General features: G+C 72.4%; 19 protein-coding genes. 9 read left to right on the forward strand and 10 right to left on the reverse strand.

Features of this window, described 5'->3' with window-relative positions; genetic code table 11:
- Positions 1-67: 67 nt before the first annotated feature.
- The 4 genes from GTY56_RS28845 (at position 68) to GTY56_RS28860 (ending at position 4,615) form a co-directional block, all read left to right on the forward strand.
- Complete coding sequence (locus GTY56_RS28845; RefSeq protein WP_161368244.1) at positions 68-1,873, forward strand: ABC transporter ATP-binding protein; 1,806 nt, start codon at positions 68-70, stop codon at positions 1,871-1,873.
- Positions 1,870-3,651: an ABC transporter ATP-binding protein gene (locus GTY56_RS28850; RefSeq protein ID WP_161368245.1), complete on the forward strand. Its 1,782-nt coding sequence runs from the start codon at positions 1,870-1,872 to the stop codon at positions 3,649-3,651. The genes GTY56_RS28845 and GTY56_RS28850 overlap by 4 nt, the downstream gene beginning before the upstream one ends.
- Positions 3,652-3,863: 212 nt before the next feature.
- Entirely contained in the window at positions 3,864-4,334 is a 471-nt protein-coding gene (locus GTY56_RS28855; RefSeq protein WP_161368246.1) for a DUF5709 domain-containing protein, read from the forward strand.
- A 35-nt stretch (positions 4,335-4,369) separates the two neighbouring features.
- Positions 4,370-4,615: a type B 50S ribosomal protein L31 gene (locus GTY56_RS28860; protein WP_161368247.1), complete on the forward strand. Its 246-nt coding sequence runs from the start codon at positions 4,370-4,372 to the stop codon at positions 4,613-4,615.
- A gap of 23 nt (positions 4,616-4,638) precedes the next feature.
- Here the strand turns inward: GTY56_RS28860 and GTY56_RS28865 are convergent, their stop codons facing one another.
- Positions 4,639-5,433 carry a metal-dependent hydrolase gene (locus GTY56_RS28865; RefSeq protein ID WP_161368248.1) on the reverse strand — a complete coding sequence of 265 codons (795 nt, stop codon included), beginning with the start codon at positions 5,431-5,433 and terminating at the stop codon, positions 4,639-4,641.
- Positions 5,434-5,577: 144 nt separating this feature from the next.
- On the opposite strand from GTY56_RS28865, the gene GTY56_RS28870 reads away from it, so the two are divergent.
- The 3 genes from GTY56_RS28870 (at position 5,578) to GTY56_RS28880 (ending at position 10,064) form a co-directional block, all read left to right on the forward strand.
- On the forward strand, positions 5,578-8,091 hold the full coding sequence (locus GTY56_RS28870) for a DUF3516 domain-containing protein (protein ID WP_161368249.1): 2,514 nt from the start codon (positions 5,578-5,580) through the stop codon (positions 8,089-8,091).
- A gap of 37 nt (positions 8,092-8,128) precedes the next feature.
- Positions 8,129-9,001, forward strand: coding sequence for an acyl-CoA thioesterase (locus GTY56_RS28875; RefSeq protein WP_033307195.1), 873 nt, complete (start codon positions 8,129-8,131; stop codon positions 8,999-9,001).
- 109 nt (positions 9,002-9,110) lie between these two features.
- Positions 9,111-10,064: a DMT family transporter gene (locus tag GTY56_RS28880; RefSeq protein WP_202510870.1), complete on the forward strand. Its 954-nt coding sequence runs from the start codon at positions 9,111-9,113 to the stop codon at positions 10,062-10,064.
- A gap of 61 nt (positions 10,065-10,125) precedes the next feature.
- On the opposite strand, the gene GTY56_RS28885 is transcribed toward GTY56_RS28880, so the two are convergent.
- From GTY56_RS28885 to GTY56_RS28900, 4 genes are all read right to left on the reverse strand, one after another.
- On the reverse strand, positions 10,126-10,911 hold the full coding sequence (locus GTY56_RS28885; protein ID WP_161368250.1) for a DNA-formamidopyrimidine glycosylase family protein: 786 nt from the start codon (positions 10,909-10,911) through the stop codon (positions 10,126-10,128).
- Positions 10,912-10,921: 10 nt separating this feature from the next.
- On the reverse strand, positions 10,922-11,293 hold the full coding sequence (locus tag GTY56_RS28890; protein WP_161368251.1) for a VOC family protein: 372 nt from the start codon (positions 11,291-11,293) through the stop codon (positions 10,922-10,924).
- Positions 11,294-11,392: 99 nt separating this feature from the next.
- On the reverse strand, positions 11,393-12,325 hold the full coding sequence (locus GTY56_RS28895; protein WP_161368252.1) for a DUF6397 family protein: 933 nt from the start codon (positions 12,323-12,325) through the stop codon (positions 11,393-11,395).
- Positions 12,326-12,509: 184 nt separating this feature from the next.
- On the reverse strand, positions 12,510-12,923 hold the full coding sequence (locus GTY56_RS28900; RefSeq protein ID WP_161368253.1) for a roadblock/LC7 domain-containing protein: 414 nt from the start codon (positions 12,921-12,923) through the stop codon (positions 12,510-12,512).
- 104 nt (positions 12,924-13,027) lie between these two features.
- Between GTY56_RS28900 and GTY56_RS28905 the strand changes: the two genes are divergently transcribed.
- Positions 13,028-13,456, forward strand: coding sequence for a PPOX class F420-dependent oxidoreductase (locus GTY56_RS28905; RefSeq protein WP_161368254.1), 429 nt, complete (start codon positions 13,028-13,030; stop codon positions 13,454-13,456).
- 25 nt (positions 13,457-13,481) lie between these two features.
- Here the strand turns inward: GTY56_RS28905 and GTY56_RS28910 are convergent, their stop codons facing one another.
- From GTY56_RS28910 to GTY56_RS28930, 5 genes are all read right to left on the reverse strand, one after another.
- Positions 13,482-14,087, reverse strand: coding sequence for a GTP-binding protein (locus GTY56_RS28910; RefSeq protein ID WP_062925504.1), 606 nt, complete (start codon positions 14,085-14,087; stop codon positions 13,482-13,484).
- Positions 14,088-14,240: 153 nt separating this feature from the next.
- Positions 14,241-14,651: a DUF742 domain-containing protein gene (locus GTY56_RS28915; protein WP_161368255.1), complete on the reverse strand. Its 411-nt coding sequence runs from the start codon at positions 14,649-14,651 to the stop codon at positions 14,241-14,243.
- A gap of 22 nt (positions 14,652-14,673) precedes the next feature.
- On the reverse strand, positions 14,674-15,111 hold the full coding sequence (locus GTY56_RS28920) for a roadblock/LC7 domain-containing protein (protein WP_161368256.1): 438 nt from the start codon (positions 15,109-15,111) through the stop codon (positions 14,674-14,676).
- Positions 15,108-17,702, reverse strand: coding sequence for a sensor histidine kinase (locus GTY56_RS28925; RefSeq protein WP_161368257.1), 2,595 nt, complete (start codon positions 17,700-17,702; stop codon positions 15,108-15,110). Before GTY56_RS28925 ends, GTY56_RS28920 begins: the two co-directional genes overlap by 4 nt.
- 438 nt (positions 17,703-18,140) lie before the next feature.
- Complete coding sequence (locus GTY56_RS28930; protein WP_161368258.1) at positions 18,141-18,914, reverse strand: MHYT domain-containing protein; 774 nt, start codon at positions 18,912-18,914, stop codon at positions 18,141-18,143.
- A 172-nt stretch (positions 18,915-19,086) separates the two neighbouring features.
- Here GTY56_RS28930 and GTY56_RS28935 point away from each other — a divergent pair, with 172 nt between their 5' ends.
- Positions 19,087-19,686 carry a class I SAM-dependent methyltransferase gene (locus GTY56_RS28935; RefSeq protein ID WP_161368259.1) on the forward strand — a complete coding sequence of 200 codons (600 nt, stop codon included), beginning with the start codon at positions 19,087-19,089 and terminating at the stop codon, positions 19,684-19,686.
- The last annotated feature ends 6 nt before the right edge of the window (positions 19,687-19,692 follow it).

Below are 19,692 nucleotides of genomic sequence, written 5' to 3' on the forward strand. Positions count from 1 at the left end.
CGAACCTGTCACGGTTTGCTGCCTTCGGCCGGACCCCCATCCCCCTGACACGAGCCACTGGGACGTCATGCAGATTCAAGACCTTCCGTATCCCGACCCGGGCGTGCCGGACGCGCGTTCGGGCCCCCGATTCCTGTGGTGGCTCTTCCGCAATCAGCTGGGCGGCCAGCTCAAGTCGCTGTCCTGGGGGCTGCTGCACTTCGCCTCCGTCGCCGCCCTGCCGTTCTGTGTCGGTGTCGCCGTGCAGGCCGTCGTCGACCGCTCCGGCACCGGACTCGCCCTGGCGGGCGGGCTGCTGGCGCTGGCCTGCGCCGGCAACGCGGTCGGCGACACCTTCCTGCACCGCACCGCGATCACCAACTGGATCACGGCGGCCGCCCGCGTCCAGCAGCTGCTCGCCCGCAAGGCCGCCCATCTGGGCTCGGCGCTGACCCGGCGCGTCGCGGCCGGTGAGGTGGTCGCGGTGTCCACGGGTGACGTCGAGAAGATCGGCTGGTTCGTCGAGGCCCTGTCCCGCTTCACCGCGGCGCTGGTCACCATCGTGCTGGTCTGTGTCGGCCTGCTGGTCTACCAGCCGGCGCTCGGCGTGGTCGTCGCCGTGGGGCTGCCCGCACTGGCGCTCGCCGTGCTGCCGCTGCTCCCCCGCGCCACCCGGCGCGCCGACACCCAGCGCGAGAAGGCCGGACGTGCCACCGAACTCGCCTCGGACACCGTCGCCGGCCTGCGCGTGCTGCGCGGCATCGGCGGCGAGGAGCTGTTCCTCGACCGCTACCGCAGCGCCTCCCAGGAGGTCCGCCACGCGGCCGTGCGCAGCGCCCGGATGTGGGCCCTGATCTCCGCGATCCAGGTCCTGCTGCCGGGGCTGCTGCTTATCGCCGTCGTCTGGTACGGCGTGCGGCTGGCGCGCGAAGGCCGGATCACTGTCGGTGAACTGGTCACCGTCTACAGCTCGGTCATGGTCCTCACCTATCCGCTGCGGCACTTCGAGGAGATCGCCATGGCGTACTCCTTCTCCCGGCCCTCCGCCAAGCGGGCCGCGGGGGTGCTGTCGCTGCAACGGCCCACGGACACCGCGGGATCGCGCGCCGCCGAGGTTCCCTCGGGCGACCTGTACGACCCGGACACCGGGCTGCTCGCGCCCGCCGGGCGGTTCACGGCCGTGGTGTGCGGCGACCCGGACGCGGCGGGCCTGCTGGCGGAACGGCTGGGCGGACACCCCTCCCAGGAGGGCACCTCGGTGCTGCTGGGCGGTGTGCCGCTCGACGAACTCCCGCTGGACAGCGCCCGAACGGCCGTCCTCGTCCAGGACAAGGACCCGGTCCTGCTGTCCGGCACGCTGCGGGAGCTGCTCGACGTACCCGCGTCGGGCGTCGTCCGGCCGGAAGAGGCGCTGGCCGCCGCACAGTGCGACGACGTGCTGGCGGCGCTGGTGCAGGGCTCGCTGGACGCGGGCGACCCGATGGACGCCCGGATCACCGAGCGCGGCCGGTCCCTGTCCGGCGGTCAGCGCCAGCGGCTCGCGCTCGCCCGGTCGCTGATCACGGACCCGGAGGCGCTCGTCCTGGACGAGCCGACCTCGGCCGTCGACTCGCACACCGAGGCCCGGATCGCGCAGGGCGTGCGGGAGTTGCGCGACGGGCGCACGACCGTGGTGTTCACCTCGTCCCCGCTCCTCCTGGACCGCGCCGACCGGGTCGTGTTCCTGCACGACGGCGAGGCCGTGGCGGTCGGCACCCACCGTGAGCTGGTGCGGACCGACCCCCGCTACCGGGCGGTGGTCACCCGCGAGACGGAAGACGAGGCCGCGCTGAACGGCTCCGTCGACCTGGACGACGTACTGCATGAACTGGAAGAGATCGAGGAGAAGGCATGATCGGCGTCGCGCCACCGGCGTACGACCCGGCGGCCCCGACGACGGCGAACACCCTGCCCGTCGGCGCCCCCGAGACCGTCCGCGCCTACGTGGCCGAACTGCTGCGCCGGCACCGGCGGGCGTTCCTGCTGCTGGTCGCCGTCAACACGGCCGCCGTGATCGCCTCGATGGCCGGTCCCTGGCTGCTGGGCGGACTGGTGGAGCGGGTGTCCGACGGGGCGCGGGACCTGCGGCTGGAGCTCACCGCCGGGCTCTTCGTGGCCGCGCTGGCCGTCCAGGCCGTGTTCGTCCGCCAAGTGCGCCTGCGCGGCGCGATGCTGGGCGAGCGGATGCTGGCCGACCTGCGCGAGGACTTCCTCGTCCGGTCGGTCGGGCTGCCGCCCGGGGTGCTGGAGCGGGCCGGGACCGGCGACCTGCTGTCGCGCATCACGACCGACATCGACCGGCTGGGCAACGCGATGCGCGAGGCCGTTCCGCAGCTGTCGATCGGCGTGGTGTGGGTGTTCCTGCTGATGGGCGGGCTGGTGATCACGGCGCCGCCGCTGGCCCTCGCCGTGCTGCTCGCCCTGCCGCTGCTGATCGTCGGCTGCCGCTGGTACTTCCGTCGGGCGCCCTCGGCCTACCGTTCCGAGGCCGCCGGGTACGCCGCCGTGGCCGCCGCGCTCGCCGAGACCGTGGACGCCGGGCGCACCGTCGAGGCCCATCGCCTGGGCGAGCGCCGAGTCGCGCTGTCGGAACGCCGGATCCGGGAGTGGACGGCCTGGGAGCGGTACACGCTCTGGCTGCGGTCGGTGCTCTTCCCGGTCATCAACACCACCCACGTGACCGTGCTCGCCTCCGTCCTGATGATCGGCGGTGTGTTCGCCCTGCACGGGTGGATCGGCGTCGGCCAGCTGACGACCGGCGCCCTGATCGCCCAGATGCTGGTCGACCCGGTGGGCATGATCCTGCGCTGGTACGACGAGCTCCAGGTGGCGCAGGTGTCGCTGGCCCGGCTCGTCGGGGTCCGGGACATCGAGCCGGACGCCGGGGATCCCACCGTGGCCCCCGAGGGTCGCCATGTACAGGCCGACCGGGTGCACTTCGGTTACCTGGAGGGCGTGGACGTCCTGCGCAAGGTGTCCCTGGAGGTCGCCCCCGGCACCCGGCTGGCCCTGGTCGGCCCCTCGGGTGCGGGCAAGTCCACGCTGGGGCGGCTACTCGCCGGGATCTACGCGCCCCGGGACGGCCGGATCACCCTGGGCAGCGCCGAGCTGTCCCGGATGCCCGCCGAGCGCGTCCGCTCCCACGTGGCCCTGGTCAACCAGGAGCACCACGTCTTCGTGGGCTCCCTGCGCGACAACCTCCGGCTCGCGCGCACGGGTGCCGTCGACGCCGAGCTGTGGGCGGCACTGGGCGCGGTCGACGCGGACGGCTGGGCCCGTGCGCTCGACGAGGGCCTGGACACCGAGGTCGGCTCGGGCGGTCTGGCGCTCACCCCGGCCCAGGCCCAGCAGATCGCGCTGGCCCGCCTGGTGCTGGCCGACCCGCACACGCTGGTCCTGGACGAGGCGACGTCGCTGCTCGACCCGCGCGCGGCCCGCAACCTGGAGCGCTCCCTGGCCCGGGTCCTCGACGGCCGAACCGTCGTCGCCATCGCCCACCGGCTGCACACCGCCCACGACGCCGACGTCATCGCCGTCGTCGAGAACGGCAGGATCAGCGAGCTGGGCAGCCACGACGAGCTGGTCGCGGCGGACGGCGCGTATGCGGCGCTGTGGAGGTCGTGGCACGGCTGAGCACCGCGTCGAGCGAAACGGCCGCCCGCCTCTCAGGGGGGCGGCCGTGTCGTTGGCGTTGCGCGGTCATGAGCCTGGGTGGAAGGCTGGAATCAGGCACCGGCTCGGGGGACGCCCGGGAACCAGAGGTCCGGGCGGCGTCAGTGCTCCGTGGCGGCGGCCCGGCACGGGCCCCGTGGATACGGGCCCGTCCCCACCCCCTGGAGGTACCCGTGAACAGCTCCGACGGCTGGGGAGACGACGTCTACCAGCCGGACCAGGACGAGCAGAGGGAGGACACGGGGCTGCTCGACGCCGAGGAGACCCTGGAGAACGACGGCGTCGACGATCCCCTGGACCGGGGCTGGTCCCCTCCCGAGCGGCCGTGGGCCGTCGAGCACCTCGGCGTGACGGCGGCCGAGCGGCAGCGGGGCGAGACGCTGGACCAGCGCCTCTCCGAGGAGCTGCCGGAGTCCGCCCCCCCGGACGGTGACGGCCTCGGGGACTGCGACGGCACCGACGGGGAACTCCTGGACAACGAGGTCGGCGCCGCGCGCTCCGGCCGGCTCGTGGCACCCGACGAGGGCGCCCACGAGGACGAGGAGGAGGCACTGGTCGCCATGGACGTGGGCATCGACGGCGCCGCGGCGTCGGCCGAGGAGGCCGCCGTGCACATCGTCGACGAGGACACCCTGTCCGGATGACCGCGAGCCCGTCCCGAGCCGTTGGAGGAGCATCCATGCAGCAGGACAAGCACCCCGACTACCGGCCCGTCGTCTTCCGTGACCGCGCTGCCGGGTACGCGTTCCTCACCCGGTCCACCGCGACCAGCGACCAGACCATCGAGTGGGACGACGGCGAGACCTACCCCGTCGTGGACGTGGAGATCTCCTCCGAGAGCCACCCCTTCTACACGGGAAAGGCCCGCACGGTGGACTCGGAGGGCCGGGTCGCCGCCTTCGAGCGGCGCTACGGCGGCGGCTGAAGGAGCTCCGGGACCGGCTGCGCTCAGATGACGTTGAGCGCGGCCGCGCAGCCCACCCCGCCGAGCAGCATGAACACCGGCATCAGCACCTTGAGCTCGACCCAGCTGCCGGCCCGGAACCGCATGGCCTTGGGCGGACCGATCGGGTACCAGCGTTTACGCCCGACCGGGATGGGCCACAGGATCGGGCAGCCGGACACCGTGAGCGCGTCCCCGATGTCGTGCACGATCGCGCCCAGCACCACCGGCAGTCCCAGCCACAGGTACTCCTGGCCCGGCGCCGTGAACAGCCAGTCCGCGCCGTTGCCGGGCTGGTCCAGTACGCCCGCGAGAATCCACGCGGTGGTCGCGGCCAGCAGCCACACCAGGACCTCGCTGCTGGAGCCGCGCGTCGCCCGCCACAGCAGGCCCTCGATGGCCAGGACCATGTGCACGAAGAGGATCGCGAGCACGCCCCAGCGGTCGCTGGTGATCGCCACCACCGAGGTGCCCGCCCCGATCAGCACCGCCCACAGCCAGGTGTGCGTGAGGGTGCGGTGCCCGCCGGAGCGGCGCGGGTCACCCTGCTTCTTGGTGGCTTTGTAGACGGCGTACGACAGCCTGTCGACGATCTCGCACAGCCAGCGCGACACCGGTCCGAAGGACCGGGAAATGGTGGCCGCCTTGTGGTCGAGGTCCGGGGCGAGGGCGGCTCCGGCGCAGATCAGGGCGCCGACGAGGAGGACCGGCCAGGGCATCGGGTGCCCGGCCGCCGCGGCGGCCGCACCGACGCCGAGCCAGGCGGCGGCTCCCGACAGTGAGTGTGCTGGTCCCATCATGGCCGCTGCCCGCCCCATTCGTCCTGTGCCGCTGTCCAGTTGACCGGGCGCGCTGACGTCCCGCCGGCGCCCAGCGTAGCGTTCGTGATCTTCGGGCCCGCAGCCGATTCCCGCATCGGGCACCGGGCCAGGCAAGATGGGGGCGTGACCCTCATCGATCAGCTGCCGCGGACCCCCGACCCCGATGCCTTGTACGAAGCCTTCGAGTCGTGGGCCGGCGAGCGGGGTCTCACGCTCTACCCCCACCAGGAGGAGGCGCTGATCGAGGTGGTCTCCGGCGCGAACGTGATCGTGTCGACGCCCACCGGCTCCGGCAAGAGCATGATCGCGGCGGGCGCGCACTTCGCGGCCCTGGCCCGGGACGAGGTCACCTTCTACACGGCGCCGATCAAGGCGCTGGTGTCGGAGAAGTTCTTCGAGCTGTGCAAGATCTTCGGCACCGAGAACGTCGGCATGCTCACCGGCGACGCCTCCGTCAACGCCGACGCCCCCGTCATCTGCTGCACCGCCGAGGTGCTCGCGTCGATCGCGCTGCGCGACGGCAAGGACGCGGACGTCGGCCAGGTGGTGATGGACGAGTTCCACTTCTACGCGGAGGGCGACCGCGGCTGGGCCTGGCAGATCCCGATCCTGGAACTGCCGCAGGCGCAGTTCGTGCTGATGTCGGCGACGCTCGGCGACGTCTCCTTCTTCGAGAAGGACCTCACCCGCCGCACGAACCGCCCGACCGCGGTGGTCCGCTCGGCGACCCGGCCGGTCCCGCTCTCCTACGAGTACCGGTACACCCCGCTCACCGAGACGCTCACCGACCTGCTGGCAGCACGACAGGCACCCGTCTACATCGTGCACTTCACTCAGGCGCAGGCCGTGGAGCGGGCGCAGGCGCTGATGAGCATCAACATGTGCTCGAAGGAGGAGAAGGAGCAGATCGCCGAGCTGATCGGCAACTTCCGCTTCACCACCAAGTTCGGCCGTAATCTCTCCCGTTACGTCCGGCACGGCATCGGCGTCCACCACGCCGGCATGCTGCCCAAGTACCGGCGTCTGGTGGAGAAGCTCGCGCAGGCCGGTCTGCTGAAGGTCATCTGCGGCACCGACACACTCGGCGTGGGCGTCAACGTCCCCATCCGCACGGTGTTGTTCACGGCCCTCACCAAATACGACGGCACCCGCGTCCGCACCCTGCGCGCCCGGGAGTTCCACCAGATCGCGGGCCGGGCCGGACGGGCCGGGTACGACACGGAGGGCTTCGTCGTCGCGCAGGCGCCCGAGCATGTCGTCGAGAACGAGAAGGCCCTCGCCAAGGCGGGCGACGACCCGAAGAAGCGCCGCAAGGTCGTCCGCAAGAAGGCCCCGGAGGGCTTCGTCGCCTGGTCGGAGCAGACCTTCGAGAAGCTGATCGGCTCCGAGCCGGAGCCGCTGACGTCCCGGTTCCGTGTCACGCACACGATGCTGCTGTCGGTGATCGCCCGCCCCGGCAACGCCTTCGAGGCGATGCGCCGGCTGCTGGAGGACAACCACGAGCCGCGCAAGCAGCAGTTGCGGCACATCCGCCGGGCCATCGCGATCTACCGGTCCCTGCTGGACGGCGGCATCGTCGAGAAGCTCGACGAGCCGGACGCCACCGGCCGCATCGTCCGCCTCACCGTCGATCTCCAGCAGGACTTCGCGCTCAACCAGCCGCTGTCCACCTTCGCGCTCGCCGCGTTCGAACTGCTCGACCCCGAATCGCCGTCGTACGCGCTCGACATGGTGTCCGTGGTGGAGTCGACGCTCGACGACCCGCGGCAGATCCTCGCCGCCCAGCAGAACAAGGGGCGCGGCGAGGCCGTGGCCCAGATGAAGGCGGACGGGGTCGAGTACGAGGAGCGCATGGAGCGTCTCCAGGACATCACGTACCCCAAGCCGCTGGAGGAGCTGCTCTTCCACGCGTACAACACGTACCGCAAGAGCCACCCCTGGGTCGGCGACCATCCGCTGTCGCCGAAGTCGGTCATCCGCGACATGTACGAGCGGGCGCTGTCCTTCACCGAGCTGGTGTCCCACTACGAACTGGCGCGCACCGAGGGCATCGTGCTGCGCTACCTCGCCAGCGCCTACAAGGCCCTGGACCACACCGTCCCGGACGACCTCAAGTCCGAGGACCTCCAGGATCTGATCGCCTGGCTGGGCGAGATGGTGCGCCAGGTCGACTCCAGCCTGCTGGACGAGTGGGAGCAGCTGGCCAATCCGGCGGAGATGACCGCCGAGGAGGCCCAGGAGAAGGCCGACGAGGTCAAGCCGGTCACCGCCAACGCCCGTGCCTTCCGCGTCCTGGTCCGCAACGCCATGTTCCGCCGCGTGGAACTGGCCGCCCTCGACCAGGTCGGCGAACTGGGCGAGATGGACGGGGAGTCCGGCTGGGACGCCGACGCGTGGGGCGAGGCGATGGACAAGTACTGGGACGAGTACGAAGATCTCGGCACCGGGCCCGACGCCCGCGGCCCCAAGCTGCTGATCATCGAGGAGGAGCCGGAGAACGCCCTGTGGCGGGTCCGGCAGATCTTCCACGACCCGAACGGCGACCACGACTGGGGCATCAGCGCGGAGGTCGACCTCACGGCCTCGGACGCGGAGGGCCGCGCGATCGTCCGCGTCACCGACGTCGGCCAGCTGTGACAGGCCGGGCAGCAGCGAACACAGGAGAATCCCACCCATGACGACGAACCCGGCCGAGAGGCTCGTCGACCTGCTCGACCTGGAGCAGATCGAGGTCAACATCTTCCGCGGCCGCAGCCCGCAGGAGTCCTTGCAGCGGGTCTTCGGCGGGCAGGTGGCCGGGCAGGCCCTGGTCGCCGCCGGCCGCACCACGGAGGGCGACCGTCCCGTGCACTCGCTGCACGCGTACTTCCTACGCCCCGGCCGGCCGGGCGTGCCGATCGTGTACCAGGTCGAGCACGTGCGCGACGGGCGGTCGTTCACCACCCGCCGGGTCACGGCCGTGCAGCAGGGCCGCACGATCTTCAATCTCACCGCCTCCTTCCACAAGCCGGAGGAGGGCAGCTTCGAGCACCAGCTGCCGCCCGCCCGCAAGGTCCCGGACCCGGAGTCCCTGCCCACCGTGACGGACGAGATCCGTGAGCACCTGGGCGCGCTGCCCGAGCAGCTGGAGCGGATGGCCCGCCGCCAGCCCTTCGACATCCGCTACGTCGACCGTCTGCGCTGGACCGCCGAGGAGGCCCGGGACGCCGAGCCGCGCAGCGCCGTGTGGATGCGCGCGGTCGGGCCGCTGGGCGACGACCCGCTCGTGCACACCTGCGCCCTCACCTACGCCAGCGACATGACCCTCCTGGACGCCGTCCGCATCCCCGTCGAGCCGCTGTGGGGTCCGCGCGGTTTCGACATGGCGTCGCTCGACCACGCGATGTGGTTCCACCGTCCCTTCCGCGCGGACGACTGGCTCCTCTACGACCAGGAGTCGCCGATCGCGGTCGGCGGCCGGGGTCTGGCCCGGGGCCGGATCTACGACCGTGAGGGCCGGCTGGTCGTGTCCGTGGTGCAGGAGGGGCTCTTCCGGAAGCTGGGCTGAACCGGCTGTCCGCCATACCGGGGCGGCGATCGGGGCGGCGATCGGGGCCTGTGCGCGGGGGCTCGGTGCGCCGGGGTTCCGATCGCGTCCCCGGCCGGATCCGGCGACCATGGCAGGAGCAGGCACTGCCGACGTCGCACGCCCGCCGATCCGGGAGGTGGCCACGCTGCACACCGTGCTCCCCGTCGTGTTCGCGATCTGCGCGGCCTTCAGCAACGCCGTGGCGACCGTCCTGCAACGCAAGGCGGCGCTCACCGTGCCCGCGTCCCAGGGGCTGCGGGCCGGCCTGATCGTCGATCTGCTGCGCCGCCCCGTCTGGCTGGCCGGCATCCTCGCCGTGATCGGCGCCGCCGTCTGCCAGGCGCTGGCGCTGGCCACCGGGCCGCTGACGATCGTGCAGCCGTTGTTCGTGCTGGAGCTGCCGCTCACCCTCATCGTGGCGTCGCTGCTGATGCACCGGCACCTCCCGGGCAGGGGCTGGCTGGCCGTCGCCGTGGTGGTGGCGGGTCTGGCGGTCGCGCTCGCCGCTGCCGCCCCCGCCGGGAACCGTACGCAGGTGGCGCTGGACCGCTGGATTCCCGCGCTCGCCGTGTGCGCGGGGGCGGTCATCGCCCTGGCTCTCGCCGCCCTCCGGCGCCCGGAGGGCCGGGCCCGGGCCGCCTGCCTCGGGGCCGCGACGGCGATCAGCTACGCCATGACCGCCGCACTGATGAAGGCGGCCACCCACATCCTCGACGATCAGGGCCTGGTGGGCTTTCTCACCGCCTGGCAGACCTACGCCTTCGCCGCCACCGGTGTGTGCGCCCTGTTCCTGCTGGAGAACGCCATGCAGGCCGGTCCGCTCGTGGCCTCGCAGCCCGCGCTCACCCTCGGCGACGCCCTGGTGAGCCTCGCCCTCGGCATCACCCTGTACGAGGAGACCATCCGCTCCGGGTGGTGGCTGGTGCCCCAGCTGTTCGGCGTCGCGCTGATCGCCGCAGGGGTTCTCGCACTGGCGCGGATTCCGTTCACGCAGTCGCTGGTGGCTCCGGACGAGGAACGCGAGACCGCGGCGGCGCCCTGACCTGCCGATCGCACGGCGGGCGGCCTGGTTGTCCGACCCGTCCGACCTGTGTCTGATCGGGTCATGCCTCCGGCTGGCACCGGGGACACCACACCGTTCCCCGCCCGGCCATACGGGACCTGCGCAGGTCCGTGCCGCAGCGCGGGCACCTCGGGTCCCGGTCGTCCCGGTGGCCGGTGAGCCAGGTGTCACGCGGGGGCACGCAGCCGGCGGTGACGGATGAGCGCAGGGTGCGCCGCATCTCGCTGAAGAGGCGTCGGCGGTCCTCCTGGGTCAGGTCCCGTGCTCCCCGGTCGGGGCGCAGCCGGGCCCGCCACAGGATCTCGTCGGCGAGCAGATTGCCGAGGCCGGCGAGAACGGACTGGTCGGTGAGGGCCGTCTTGAGATGCCCGCGGCGCGATGAGAGCACCTCCTCGAACTCCGCACGGTCCACCGCCAGGGCGTCGGGCCCCTGCCCCCGCAGCAGCCGCTGCACATCGGATTCGTCGTGGGCCAGCCAGAGCCCATGCAGCTTGCGCTGGTCACGGAAGCGCAGCTGGCGACCGGCACCCAAGGTGAACAGGACTCGGTCATGAGCCTCGACGGGATCATCGGCCCGCCCGCACACCAGCCGCCCCGTCATGCCGAAGTGCAGTGCGAGGGTGGGGCCGCCGGTGCGGGCCAGCAACCACTTGCCGTGCCGCTGCGGCGCGCCGAACCGCCGCCCCTCCAGCGCGTCCCGCAGTCCCCCGGCGTCGACCCCGTGCAGGACGCCCGGGTCCCGCACCTCGACGCGTCGGATGACGCGTCCCTTCGCACAGGACTGGAGCACCTGCCGGAAGCCCTCGACGTCGGGGAGCTCGGGCACGGCCGGTGGGTCAGGATTCCTGGAGGACGGACAGCACGTTCCCCGCGGGGTCGGTGAACCAGGCGATCAGCGGGCCACCGCCGCGGAAGATGCCCTTGTCGTCCGTCTTGAGGTGGTCGTAGCGCTCGAAGCGCACCCCTTTCCCCGCCAGCTCGTCGACCGCGGCCTCGATGTCGTCGACCGGGAAGTTGAGGATGGTGAACGTGGCCGGCGTGTGGTCCGGCTTGGGGTAGACCAGGGTGTCCCGGTCACCCGCGAGGTGCAGGATCAGCATCCCGTTCTCCTCCGACACGCGGAGCCCGAGCGTGTCGGCGTAGAACGCCCTGGCGGCCTCGATGTCGTCCACCGAGAACCAGCTGAACGCCTTTGTCGTACCGAACATGATCGCCTCCCGGGGACAGTCTCCTCAGGGAAGGACCCGGGCGCATCCGGAAACTCATCGGTCAGCGGGCCCACCAGCGGTGACGCCGTACCGCGGGGGTCACCCGGCCGGCCGACGGCCTCTGCGGCGGAGCCAGCTCAGCAGGCCGCGGGGAGGGGTGGGCCCGGGGGGTGCGGGCCGCTCCGCCACCCAGGCCGGGGCCGGGCCCGGCGCGGGCGGTCGGGGTACGGGCGGAGGTGTCGGGGGGAGAGCTTCCGCCACGGGGCGCCGGCGGCGGGCCTCCGCCATCGTGTGGGCCAGGTCAGCGCGGAACCAGGACACTTCGTCCGGCTCGCTCGCCGTCATCAGCTTCTCCGCCAGCTCGGCGGTGGCCGAACCCGGTGCGCCGTGCGCCGGGAGCCGTGGGCGGCGGCCGGCCAGGAGGGCACGCTCGCCGGGGTCCGGGACGACGTCCCCCACGTCGGCCGGGTCGAGGAGACAGGCGACCGCTGCCGCGCGGGCCCAGGGGTCGTCGCCCGCGTCCCGGGTCAGGAACCCGACGTGACGCCCCCGCCAGTTGCGCGGCCGCCGGTCCATTCCGGCCTTCAGCCCTTCCCTGATCTCGACGGACGTGCGACGGGCGTTCAGCAACGGGGCGTTGCTCCTCTCTGCCGCGAACTGCCGCAGCTCTTCGGCCAGGTACAGCCAGACGACGGTCCGATAGCGGTTGAGGTAGAAGGTCACCGGGACGAGCAGGCCGTAGCGCGCGAGGCTCGTGAACCTGGTGGGTGCCACCTCCATGAGCCGGGCGCCTTCGGTGGTACCGACGGTCGCGACGCGCCGGCGCAGGGTGTCCGGAAAACCCTCCCCGGAGCGCAGCCGGTCGATCTCGGCCCGGGCGACGCGCCGGCCCCCGCCTCCTTCGTCGGGAACGGTCCGGATGAGCCCCAGATTCACCGCGAGGTCGAACTCCCCCCGCTTCAGGTCCAGTTCCCGGGCGGCCCGGCTCGGGGCGCAGGTGAGGCGGTCTGTGGTCGTGCCGGTACGTGACATGGTCGGTCTCCCCCGTGGAGTCAGAGTCAGCGGCTCACTGCCGTGTGCGGTCGCTGTACGCGATCGCTGTGCGCGGTCGCCGTATGCGGCCGCCGTCCGCGATCGCCGTGAAAAAACCGTAGCCGGTTCGGCGGATCGCGGCGCGAGCCTGTGGATAACTCCACGGGGGTGACGAACGTGCAGGTCAGAGGTCCGCGATCGATTTTGGCTCGGGCTGGCGTGCGTCCACGTCGAGGTGCTCGCCGACCCGGTTGACCAGCAGTGTCATCTCGTAGGCGATCTGGCCGATGTCGGCTTCGGCGCCGCTGAGTACGCACAGACAGCTGCCCGTCCCGGCCGCGGTGACGAAAAGTACCGCGTCGTCGAACTCGATCATCGTCTGGCGGACGTTGCCCGCGCCGAAGTGCCGTCCGGAGCCCTTGGCCAAACTGTGCAGCCCGGATGACACGGCTGCGAGGTGCTCGGCGTCCTCGCGGCGCAGTCCGGTGCTCGCGCCGGTCACCAGGCCGTCGTTGGACAGGACGAGTGCGTGCCGCACTTCGTGGACGCGCTCGGTCAGGTCGTCCAGCAGCCAGTCGAGTCCCTGGTTCTGCGCCATCTTCCGGTCTCCCCGTTTTCTCCCCGTGTGATTCCCCTCCTGGCCGGAGGATCTCCATCTCAGCCTTCCCCACGACCGCGGCCGGGGCAAGGAGGATGGGAGCCATGGCAGAGAAGATGACCGACGCGCAATGGCGGGAGTTCGTCTCCCACGGCACCCGCACCGCGAAGCTGTCCACGGTCCGGGCGGACGGCAGCCCGCACGTGACCCCGATCTGGTTCCTGCTGGACGGGGACGAGGTGGTGTTCAACACCGGCAAGGACAGCGTGAAGGGGCGCAACATCCTCCGGGACGGCCGGATCGCCCTGTGCGTGGACGACGACCGGCCGCCGTACTCGTTCGTGGTGCTGCGGGGCCGTGCCCGGGTCTCGGACGACCTCGACGAGGTCCGGCACTGGGCCACCCGGATCGGTGCCCGGTACATGGGCGAGGAGCGCGCCGAGGAGTTCGGCGCGCGCAACGGCGTCCCCGGCGAACTCCTCGTCCGTGTCGCCGTCGACAGGGTGCTGGCGGAGCGGGACGTCGCGAACTGACCGCGAGAGGACCCCTGGTCCGCGGTCAGCCGACCGAGTCGAGCAGCCGGGCGGTGTGCATCCGCCCGGCGTACTCGACGAGCCGGATCAGCACCTCCTTACCCGAGTCGCGGTCCCGGGCGTCGCACAGCACCACGGGTGTGCCCCTGTCGAGGTCGAGTGCGCGTGAGACGTCCGGGGCCCCGTGCCGCCGTGCGCCCGCGAAGCAGTTGACCGCCACGACGAAGGGGATGCGCCGGTGCTCGAAGTAGTCGACGGCGGGGAAGCAGTCCTCCAGGCGTCGGGTGTCAGCGAGGACGACCGCGCCGAGCGCACCCTGCGACAACTCGTCCCACAAGAACCAGAACCGGTCCTGGCCCGGGGTGCCGAAAAGGTACAGGGACAGACCGGACCGGATGGTGATGCGTCCGAAGTCCATGGCGACGGTCGTGGTGGTCTTGTGGTCCACGCCGTCGGTGTCGTCCACCGACTGGCCTGCTTCGCTGAGGAGTTCCTCGGTGCGCAGCGGCCGGATCTCGCTGACGGCGCCCACCAGGGTGGTCTTGCCCACGCCGAATCCGCCGGCGACCAGAATCTTCAGCGCCAGGGCGGCGCTCTCGCCGTCCGGGGCGTCGGAGTGCTCGGAGACCATTGATCACTTCTCTCAGGAGTGCCGGTGTGGTGAGTGCGTGAGTGCTCTGGGTGCTCTGGGTGGTGTGGACCGGTGGGGCTTCGGGACGTTGGGATTTGGGGCTCTGGGCTGCGGGCCTTGGGACGTAGCCCTTCGCGGCCTGGGAGTTGGGGGCTACAGCGCTCTCAGCCCCTCGATCACCTCGCGCAGGATGCGTTCGTCGGGCAGCTGCGCCGGTGGTACGGGACGGCTGACGGTGACACAGCCGAGTTCCAGGAGATCACCGAGGAGCACCCTGACCACGCCGACGGGCAGATCCGCGCCGGCGGCGAGTTCGGCGACCGACTGGGTCTCCGGGCGGCACAGGTCCAGGAGGTTGCGGTGTTCCGGGCCGAGCGGTGCGTCCTCCACTCCGGGGGCGCCCGGGTCCAGCGTGACCAGGGCGATCAGGTCGAACCGAACGCCGGTGGGGCCGGGCCGGGTGCGTCCGCCGGTCATCGCGTAGGGGCGGACGAGCGGGCCGGCCTCGTTGTCGTACCACTGGCTGCCCTGCTCGCGGGGGGCGCCCGTCATGTCCTCGGTCATCTGCGCGGACCGTTCTCCCGGTTCATCCTGCGGCGGGGGGCTGCGCGGCCGTACGGGGCGCGGTGCCGAGGTGCTCGCCGACGCGTTTGACCAGGCGGGCCATCTCATAGGCCACGAGACCGATGTCGGCGGTGACGGCGGTGAGGAGGGCCAGGCAGGATCCGTCGCCCGCGGCGGCCACGAACAGGAAGCCCTCGTCCATCTCCACCATGGTCTGGCGAACCCCTCCGGCGCCGAAGTGCCGTCCCGCGCCCTTGGCGAGGCTGTGGAAACCCGAGGCGACGGCGGCGAGGTGCTCGGCGTCCTCACGGCGCAGGCCGGTCGAGGCGCCCACGGCGAGACCGTCGTTGGACAGCACCACCGCGTGCCGGACGTCGCTCACGCGGAGCACCAGATCGTCCAGCAGCCAGTCGAGTTCACCGGAGTGCCGGGTGGACTGTGTGCTCGGATCCTGGATCATGCGGGGTCTCCTTCGCTGCTGTCGCTGCCCGTCACTGGGCCCGGGGTGGTGCCGCGGCCGGGGTGCCTGCCGCCGCCGCGCGCCCATCCGGAGCGGTAGGCCGCCATGCGGTCCCGTACGAGTTCGGGGGTGCGCTCGTCGTCCCGGGAAGGGGGCGCCGACGACTGCTCTTCGGGACGCTTGTTGCGCAGTTGCGGAGCGAGGCTGGCCTGTCGTACGCGGCGCGGCAGGTCGTCGGAGTCTTCGGGCTGCTGCGGCTCGCGGTGCAGTCGCAAGGTGGCGACTCCTGGAGGTGGGGTCTGGCTCGGGGTCTCCTGATGGCGCGGCCCGTCCGTGTGACGCGAGGTGTCCGCGGTATACGAGCTGTCCGCACGGCCCAGGGTCCCGGGCTCCGTGGGGGGCGGTACGGGGGCCACGAGGGCGCGCCGGTCGGCCTGGGCCGGGACGGCGTCCTGGAGGAGGGTGTCGTCGGGCACGCGCGCGTAGGCGCGCTCTCCGGGCTGTCGCGCGGGCTGCGCCGCTTCGGGGGTTCGTTCCGCCGCGCCGGTGTGGAGCAGGGCGGTGGGCAGCAGGACGACCGCAGTGGTGCCGCCGTACGGGGACGTCCTCAGGTGAACCTTGACGTCGTGCCGGGCGGCGAGCCTGCTGACCACGAACAGGCCGAGCCGGTCACTGTCGAACAGGTCGAGCGCCTCGGACTGGGCGATGCGGCGGTTGGCTTCGTCGAGGGTCTCCTTGCCCATGCCGAGGCCGCGGTCCTCGACCTCTACGGCGTAGCCGTTGCCGACGGGCTCTCCGGTGACGCGCACGCGCGTGTGGGGCGGGGAGAACTGGGCGGCGTTCTCGATGATCTCGGCCAGCAGGTGCGTGAGGTCGGCGACGGCCGCGCCGGCCACGGCGGCCTCGGGAAGCTGGCGAACCTCCACGCGCGCGTAGTCCTCCACTTCGGATACGGCCGCGCGGACCACGTTCGTGAGGGAGACCGGCATGCGCCACGCCCGGCCGGGGGCGGCTCCGGAGAGGATGATCAGGCTCTCCGCATGGCGCCGCATGCGGGTGGTCAGGTGGTCGAGGCGGAAGAGGTCGCTCAACTCGTTCGGGTCGTCGGAGCGGCGTTCCATACTGTCGAGGAGGGCCAGCTGCCGGTGGACGAGGATCTGGCTGCGGCGGGCGAGATTGACGAAGACGCCGGAGATGCCGCTGGCGAGTTCGGCGCGTTCCACGGCGGCCCGCAGTGCGGCGCGGTGCACGGTGCCGAGGGCCTCCGCGACCTGCCCGGTCTCGTCCTCCGCGGGCGCTCCCGGCGGGGCTTCGGCCCGGATGTCGATCTCCTCTCCCGCGCGCAGTTTCCGCATGGCGTCGGGCAGTTTGCGCCGGGCGATCTCCAGGGCGCTGTTGCGCAGGCTGACCAGTTCGACCACGAGGCCGCGTCCGATGCGTACGGAGATGACGAGCGAGGCGGCGACGGCGGCGAGACCGAGCAGCACGGCGGCGCCGGCCGGGGTGAGCAGTCCCCGGGTGAACGGGTCGGCCCGTTCCGCGACGCCGCGTGCCGCGTCGTCCTCGATGACGCGCATGCCGTCCTGCACGCGCGCGTGGGCCGTGTTCCAGGTGCTCTCGGGTGCCGCGTCGACCGCCTTGGAGCCGGGCCCGCCGGCGAGGACTCCGTTCTCGGCGTCGCTCAGGCCGGTGTAGGCGCTGCTGTCGGCGAGGGCGTCCCATGCGGAGCGCTCGGTGCCGCTCAGGTCCGCCACGGCCGACTCGGTGAGCGTGCGGCGCAGGTCGACGGCGCCGGTGAAGAGCCGGAGCCGCTCCCCGGTCAGGGCGCCGTCCAGGCGGGCGCTCCCCAGCATCGCGTCCTCCTGGGCCAGTGCCTCGCCCGCGCGGGCGAATTCGAGGAGCACACGGGCGTCGGAGCCGAGGTCGGCGTCCCGGATGCCGGTTAGGGCGCCGCCGACGCCGAAGGCCGCCGAGATGGTCCGGGTGTAGCGGTCGTACGTCTCGGCCCAGTCTGCGCGCCGGTCCTGAACCGCGGTGCGCAGCTCCGGCAGTTGGCCGGCACCGGTGACGAAGTCCTTCAGCCGCTGGGCGACTCCGGCGGGCAGTTCCCCGCTGTCGGCGACGGTGGTGTCCTTGCCGAGCCGCAGTTTCGCGACGGCCCGGTCGGTGCGCCGGGCGAGCTCTTCCAGTTCGCCGGTTCGGACGGCGGACGGGTCGGTGGCGTGGCGTACGGCGGCCGCGCGTTCGGCCTGGAGGGCGGCGACGGCGGCGGAGACGGGGGCGCGGACCGTGGCGTCGACGCGCTGTACCTGCCGGAGCCGGGAGACGTCCTGGGCGGTGGTGACGGTGGCGTAGGCCCACAGGGCCAGGAGGGAGACGACCGGCACCATCAGCAGGCACACGATCTTGGCGCGGACGGTGCGGGGGCGTATGTGCCAGCCCTCCGCGCGCGGGGGCGGCGCTGCCGGCGTGCCGCCCGAGGCTGTGCCAGGGTCCTCGTCGGCCGGTGGTCCGGCATGCGCACGGCGGCCGCGCACGGGAGGGGACGGCGCCTCGGCGCCGGCTGTGGGGGTCCTACGGGGTGTTCGCATGGACTCCTCGCTCGGAGTGGGTCGGGGCGTTGGGACCGGCGGCGGGGCGGGGCGGGGGAGTCTCGTACGGGACCGCGGGAGCGCCGTCGGGCGGAGAGCTCACCGTGCGGCTCGGAGCGGGCCGGGCCGGGGCCGGCCGTTCAAGCTGTGGCCGGACGCCGCAACCGGGCCGCTGGCCGGCCCGGGCCATCGCCTCTGCCGAACTCGCGCTGGTGCCGGCCCTGCTGACCACTGGCCCTGCTGAACACTGGCTCTGGGGACCACTGGCCCTGCTGACCACTGGCCCTGCTGAACACTGGCTCTGGGGACCACTGGCTCTGGGGACCGGCCCTCACAACCGTTGGCGCTCCTGAGGGTCTGGTGCACCGTCCCTTGACCGCGAGGTGTCGTGCGCCGCATCGGCCGGGCCGTCACCGCGGCCGGTGGTCGGCTCCGCGGCTAAGGGGCGGCGCTCTGCACCGGCCGCTGGGCCGAGGCCGACGCCGCGCGTTCTCCCGCCGTCGGCGACAGTGCGACGAAAGCCGAGGTCAGGAAGAGATAGGAGCCGAGGCCGACAGCGAGGGGGAAGATGAACTGCATCGCCGTGGCCCCGGGCAGGGCCTCCGCGGAGGGCGTGACGCGCACGCCCACCGCGAACATCCCGGTGTAGTGCATGCTGCTGACGGCCGCGCCCATGATCAGGGACGCGATGGTGACCGCCACGGCCGACTTGATGTTGAGGGCCGCCCACAGGGCCGCCGTCGCCGCGACGACGGCGATCAGGACGGAGAGTCCGACGAGCAGCGGGTCGTAGGTCACGTCGCCGTGCAGCCGGACCGCGGCCATCCCCAGGTAATGCATGCTGGCCACCCCGAGGCCGGTGGTGAGCCCGCCGACGAACAGGGCCCGGCCGCGGTCCCTGCCGTAGCCGACGGCGAAGACGCCGGCGCAGACGACGACCATGGCGACGAGCAGGCTCAGCAGAGTGAGCGGCACGTCGTAGCGGATGTCGGTACCGGCGACGGCGAAGCCGAGCATCGCCACGAAGTGCATGGTCCAGATGCCGGTGCCGATCGCCGAGGCGGCGGTGACGAGCCAGTTGCGGCGCGAGCGCCCGGTGGTGGCGAGCGCTCGGACGGTGCAGCGCAGACCGAGCGCGGCGCCTATGCAGGCCATCACGTACGACAGTGCGGGGGTCAGCCACCCCAGGGCTGCGTGGTCCAGGTGTCCCATGGCCCCGGGACGCTAGACCCGGCAGGGGTGCTCGAACGGGGCGCAGTTCGAAAGGTGCTGGAATATGGCGCAAGGATGCACCGGAACGATCGGGTCACGCTCGAACATGTGCACTGAGGCGTCATCCGTGCCGGTGAGGCGTCCGCCGTGCAGGTGCGGAATCATGCAGGACATGAGCGACGAGCAGACGCGTGTCCAGGAGTTCTTCACCGCCCGCGCCGCCGACTGGGACAGCCGGTTCCCCGATGACGGTCCGGCCTACGCCGCCGCCGTCGCCGAGCTCGGGCTGCGGGCGGGTGACCGGGTGCTCGACGCGGGATGCGGCACCGGCCGCGCCCTGCCGCCGCTGCGTGCCGCCGTGGGTGCCGCGGGAGTGGTCCTCGGGGTCGACCTCACGCCCGCCATGCTGCGGGAGGCCGTGCGGGCCGGCCGGGACCGTGACGGGCAGTTGCTGCTCACAGATGTCGCCGCGCTGCCCCTGCGCTCGGGGTCGCTGGACGCCGTGTTCGGGGCGGGTCTCATCTCGCACCTCGAAAGCCCGGCCGAGGACCTTCGGGAGCTGGCGCGCGTGGTACGCCCGGGTGGTGTGCTCGCGCTGTTCCACCCGATCGGCAGGGCGGCCCTCGCGGCACGCCACGGCCGCTCGATCACCCCGGACGATCTGCGCGCCGAGCCCAACCTCCGTCCGCTGCTGGCTGGTTCCGGGTGGTGCCTGACCTCCTACGTCGACGAGGACGCCCGTTTCCTGGCGCTCGCCGCGCGCGAGGACTGACGTGCC

It is taken from the genome of Streptomyces sp. SID5643 (assembly GCF_009872555.1).
In the GTDB taxonomy this organism is placed as follows: Bacteria; Actinomycetota; Actinomycetes; order Streptomycetales; family Streptomycetaceae; genus Streptomyces; species Streptomyces iakyrus.

Coding starts and splice junctions, on each gene's coding strand:
- GTY56_RS28845 (WP_161368244.1), top strand. CDS start 68: ATGCAGATTCAAGACCTTCCGTATCCCGACCCGGGCGTGCCGGACGCG.
- GTY56_RS28850 (WP_161368245.1), top strand. CDS start 1,870: ATGATCGGCGTCGCGCCACCGGCGTACGACCCGGCGGCCCCGACGACG.
- GTY56_RS28860 (WP_161368247.1), top strand. CDS start 4,370: ATGCAGCAGGACAAGCACCCCGACTACCGGCCCGTCGTCTTCCGTGAC.
- GTY56_RS28865 (WP_161368248.1), bottom strand. CDS start 5,433: ATGATGGGACCAGCACACTCACTGTCGGGAGCCGCCGCCTGGCTCGGC.
- GTY56_RS28875 (WP_033307195.1), top strand. CDS start 8,129: ATGACGACGAACCCGGCCGAGAGGCTCGTCGACCTGCTCGACCTGGAG.
- GTY56_RS28880 (WP_202510870.1), top strand. CDS start 9,111: ATGGCAGGAGCAGGCACTGCCGACGTCGCACGCCCGCCGATCCGGGAG.
- GTY56_RS28890 (WP_161368251.1), bottom strand. CDS start 11,293: ATGTTCGGTACGACAAAGGCGTTCAGCTGGTTCTCGGTGGACGACATC.
- GTY56_RS28895 (WP_161368252.1), bottom strand. CDS start 12,325: ATGTCACGTACCGGCACGACCACAGACCGCCTCACCTGCGCCCCGAGC.
- GTY56_RS28900 (WP_161368253.1), bottom strand. CDS start 12,923: ATGGCGCAGAACCAGGGACTCGACTGGCTGCTGGACGACCTGACCGAG.
- GTY56_RS28905 (WP_161368254.1), top strand. CDS start 13,028: ATGGCAGAGAAGATGACCGACGCGCAATGGCGGGAGTTCGTCTCCCAC.
- GTY56_RS28910 (WP_062925504.1), bottom strand. CDS start 14,087: ATGGTCTCCGAGCACTCCGACGCCCCGGACGGCGAGAGCGCCGCCCTG.
- GTY56_RS28915 (WP_161368255.1), bottom strand. CDS start 14,651: ATGACCGAGGACATGACGGGCGCCCCCCGCGAGCAGGGCAGCCAGTGG.
- GTY56_RS28920 (WP_161368256.1), bottom strand. CDS start 15,111: ATGATCCAGGATCCGAGCACACAGTCCACCCGGCACTCCGGTGAACTC.
- GTY56_RS28925 (WP_161368257.1), bottom strand. CDS start 17,702: ATGCGAACACCCCGTAGGACCCCCACAGCCGGCGCCGAGGCGCCGTCC.
- GTY56_RS28930 (WP_161368258.1), bottom strand. CDS start 18,914: ATGGGACACCTGGACCACGCAGCCCTGGGGTGGCTGACCCCCGCACTG.
- GTY56_RS28935 (WP_161368259.1), top strand. CDS start 19,087: ATGAGCGACGAGCAGACGCGTGTCCAGGAGTTCTTCACCGCCCGCGCC.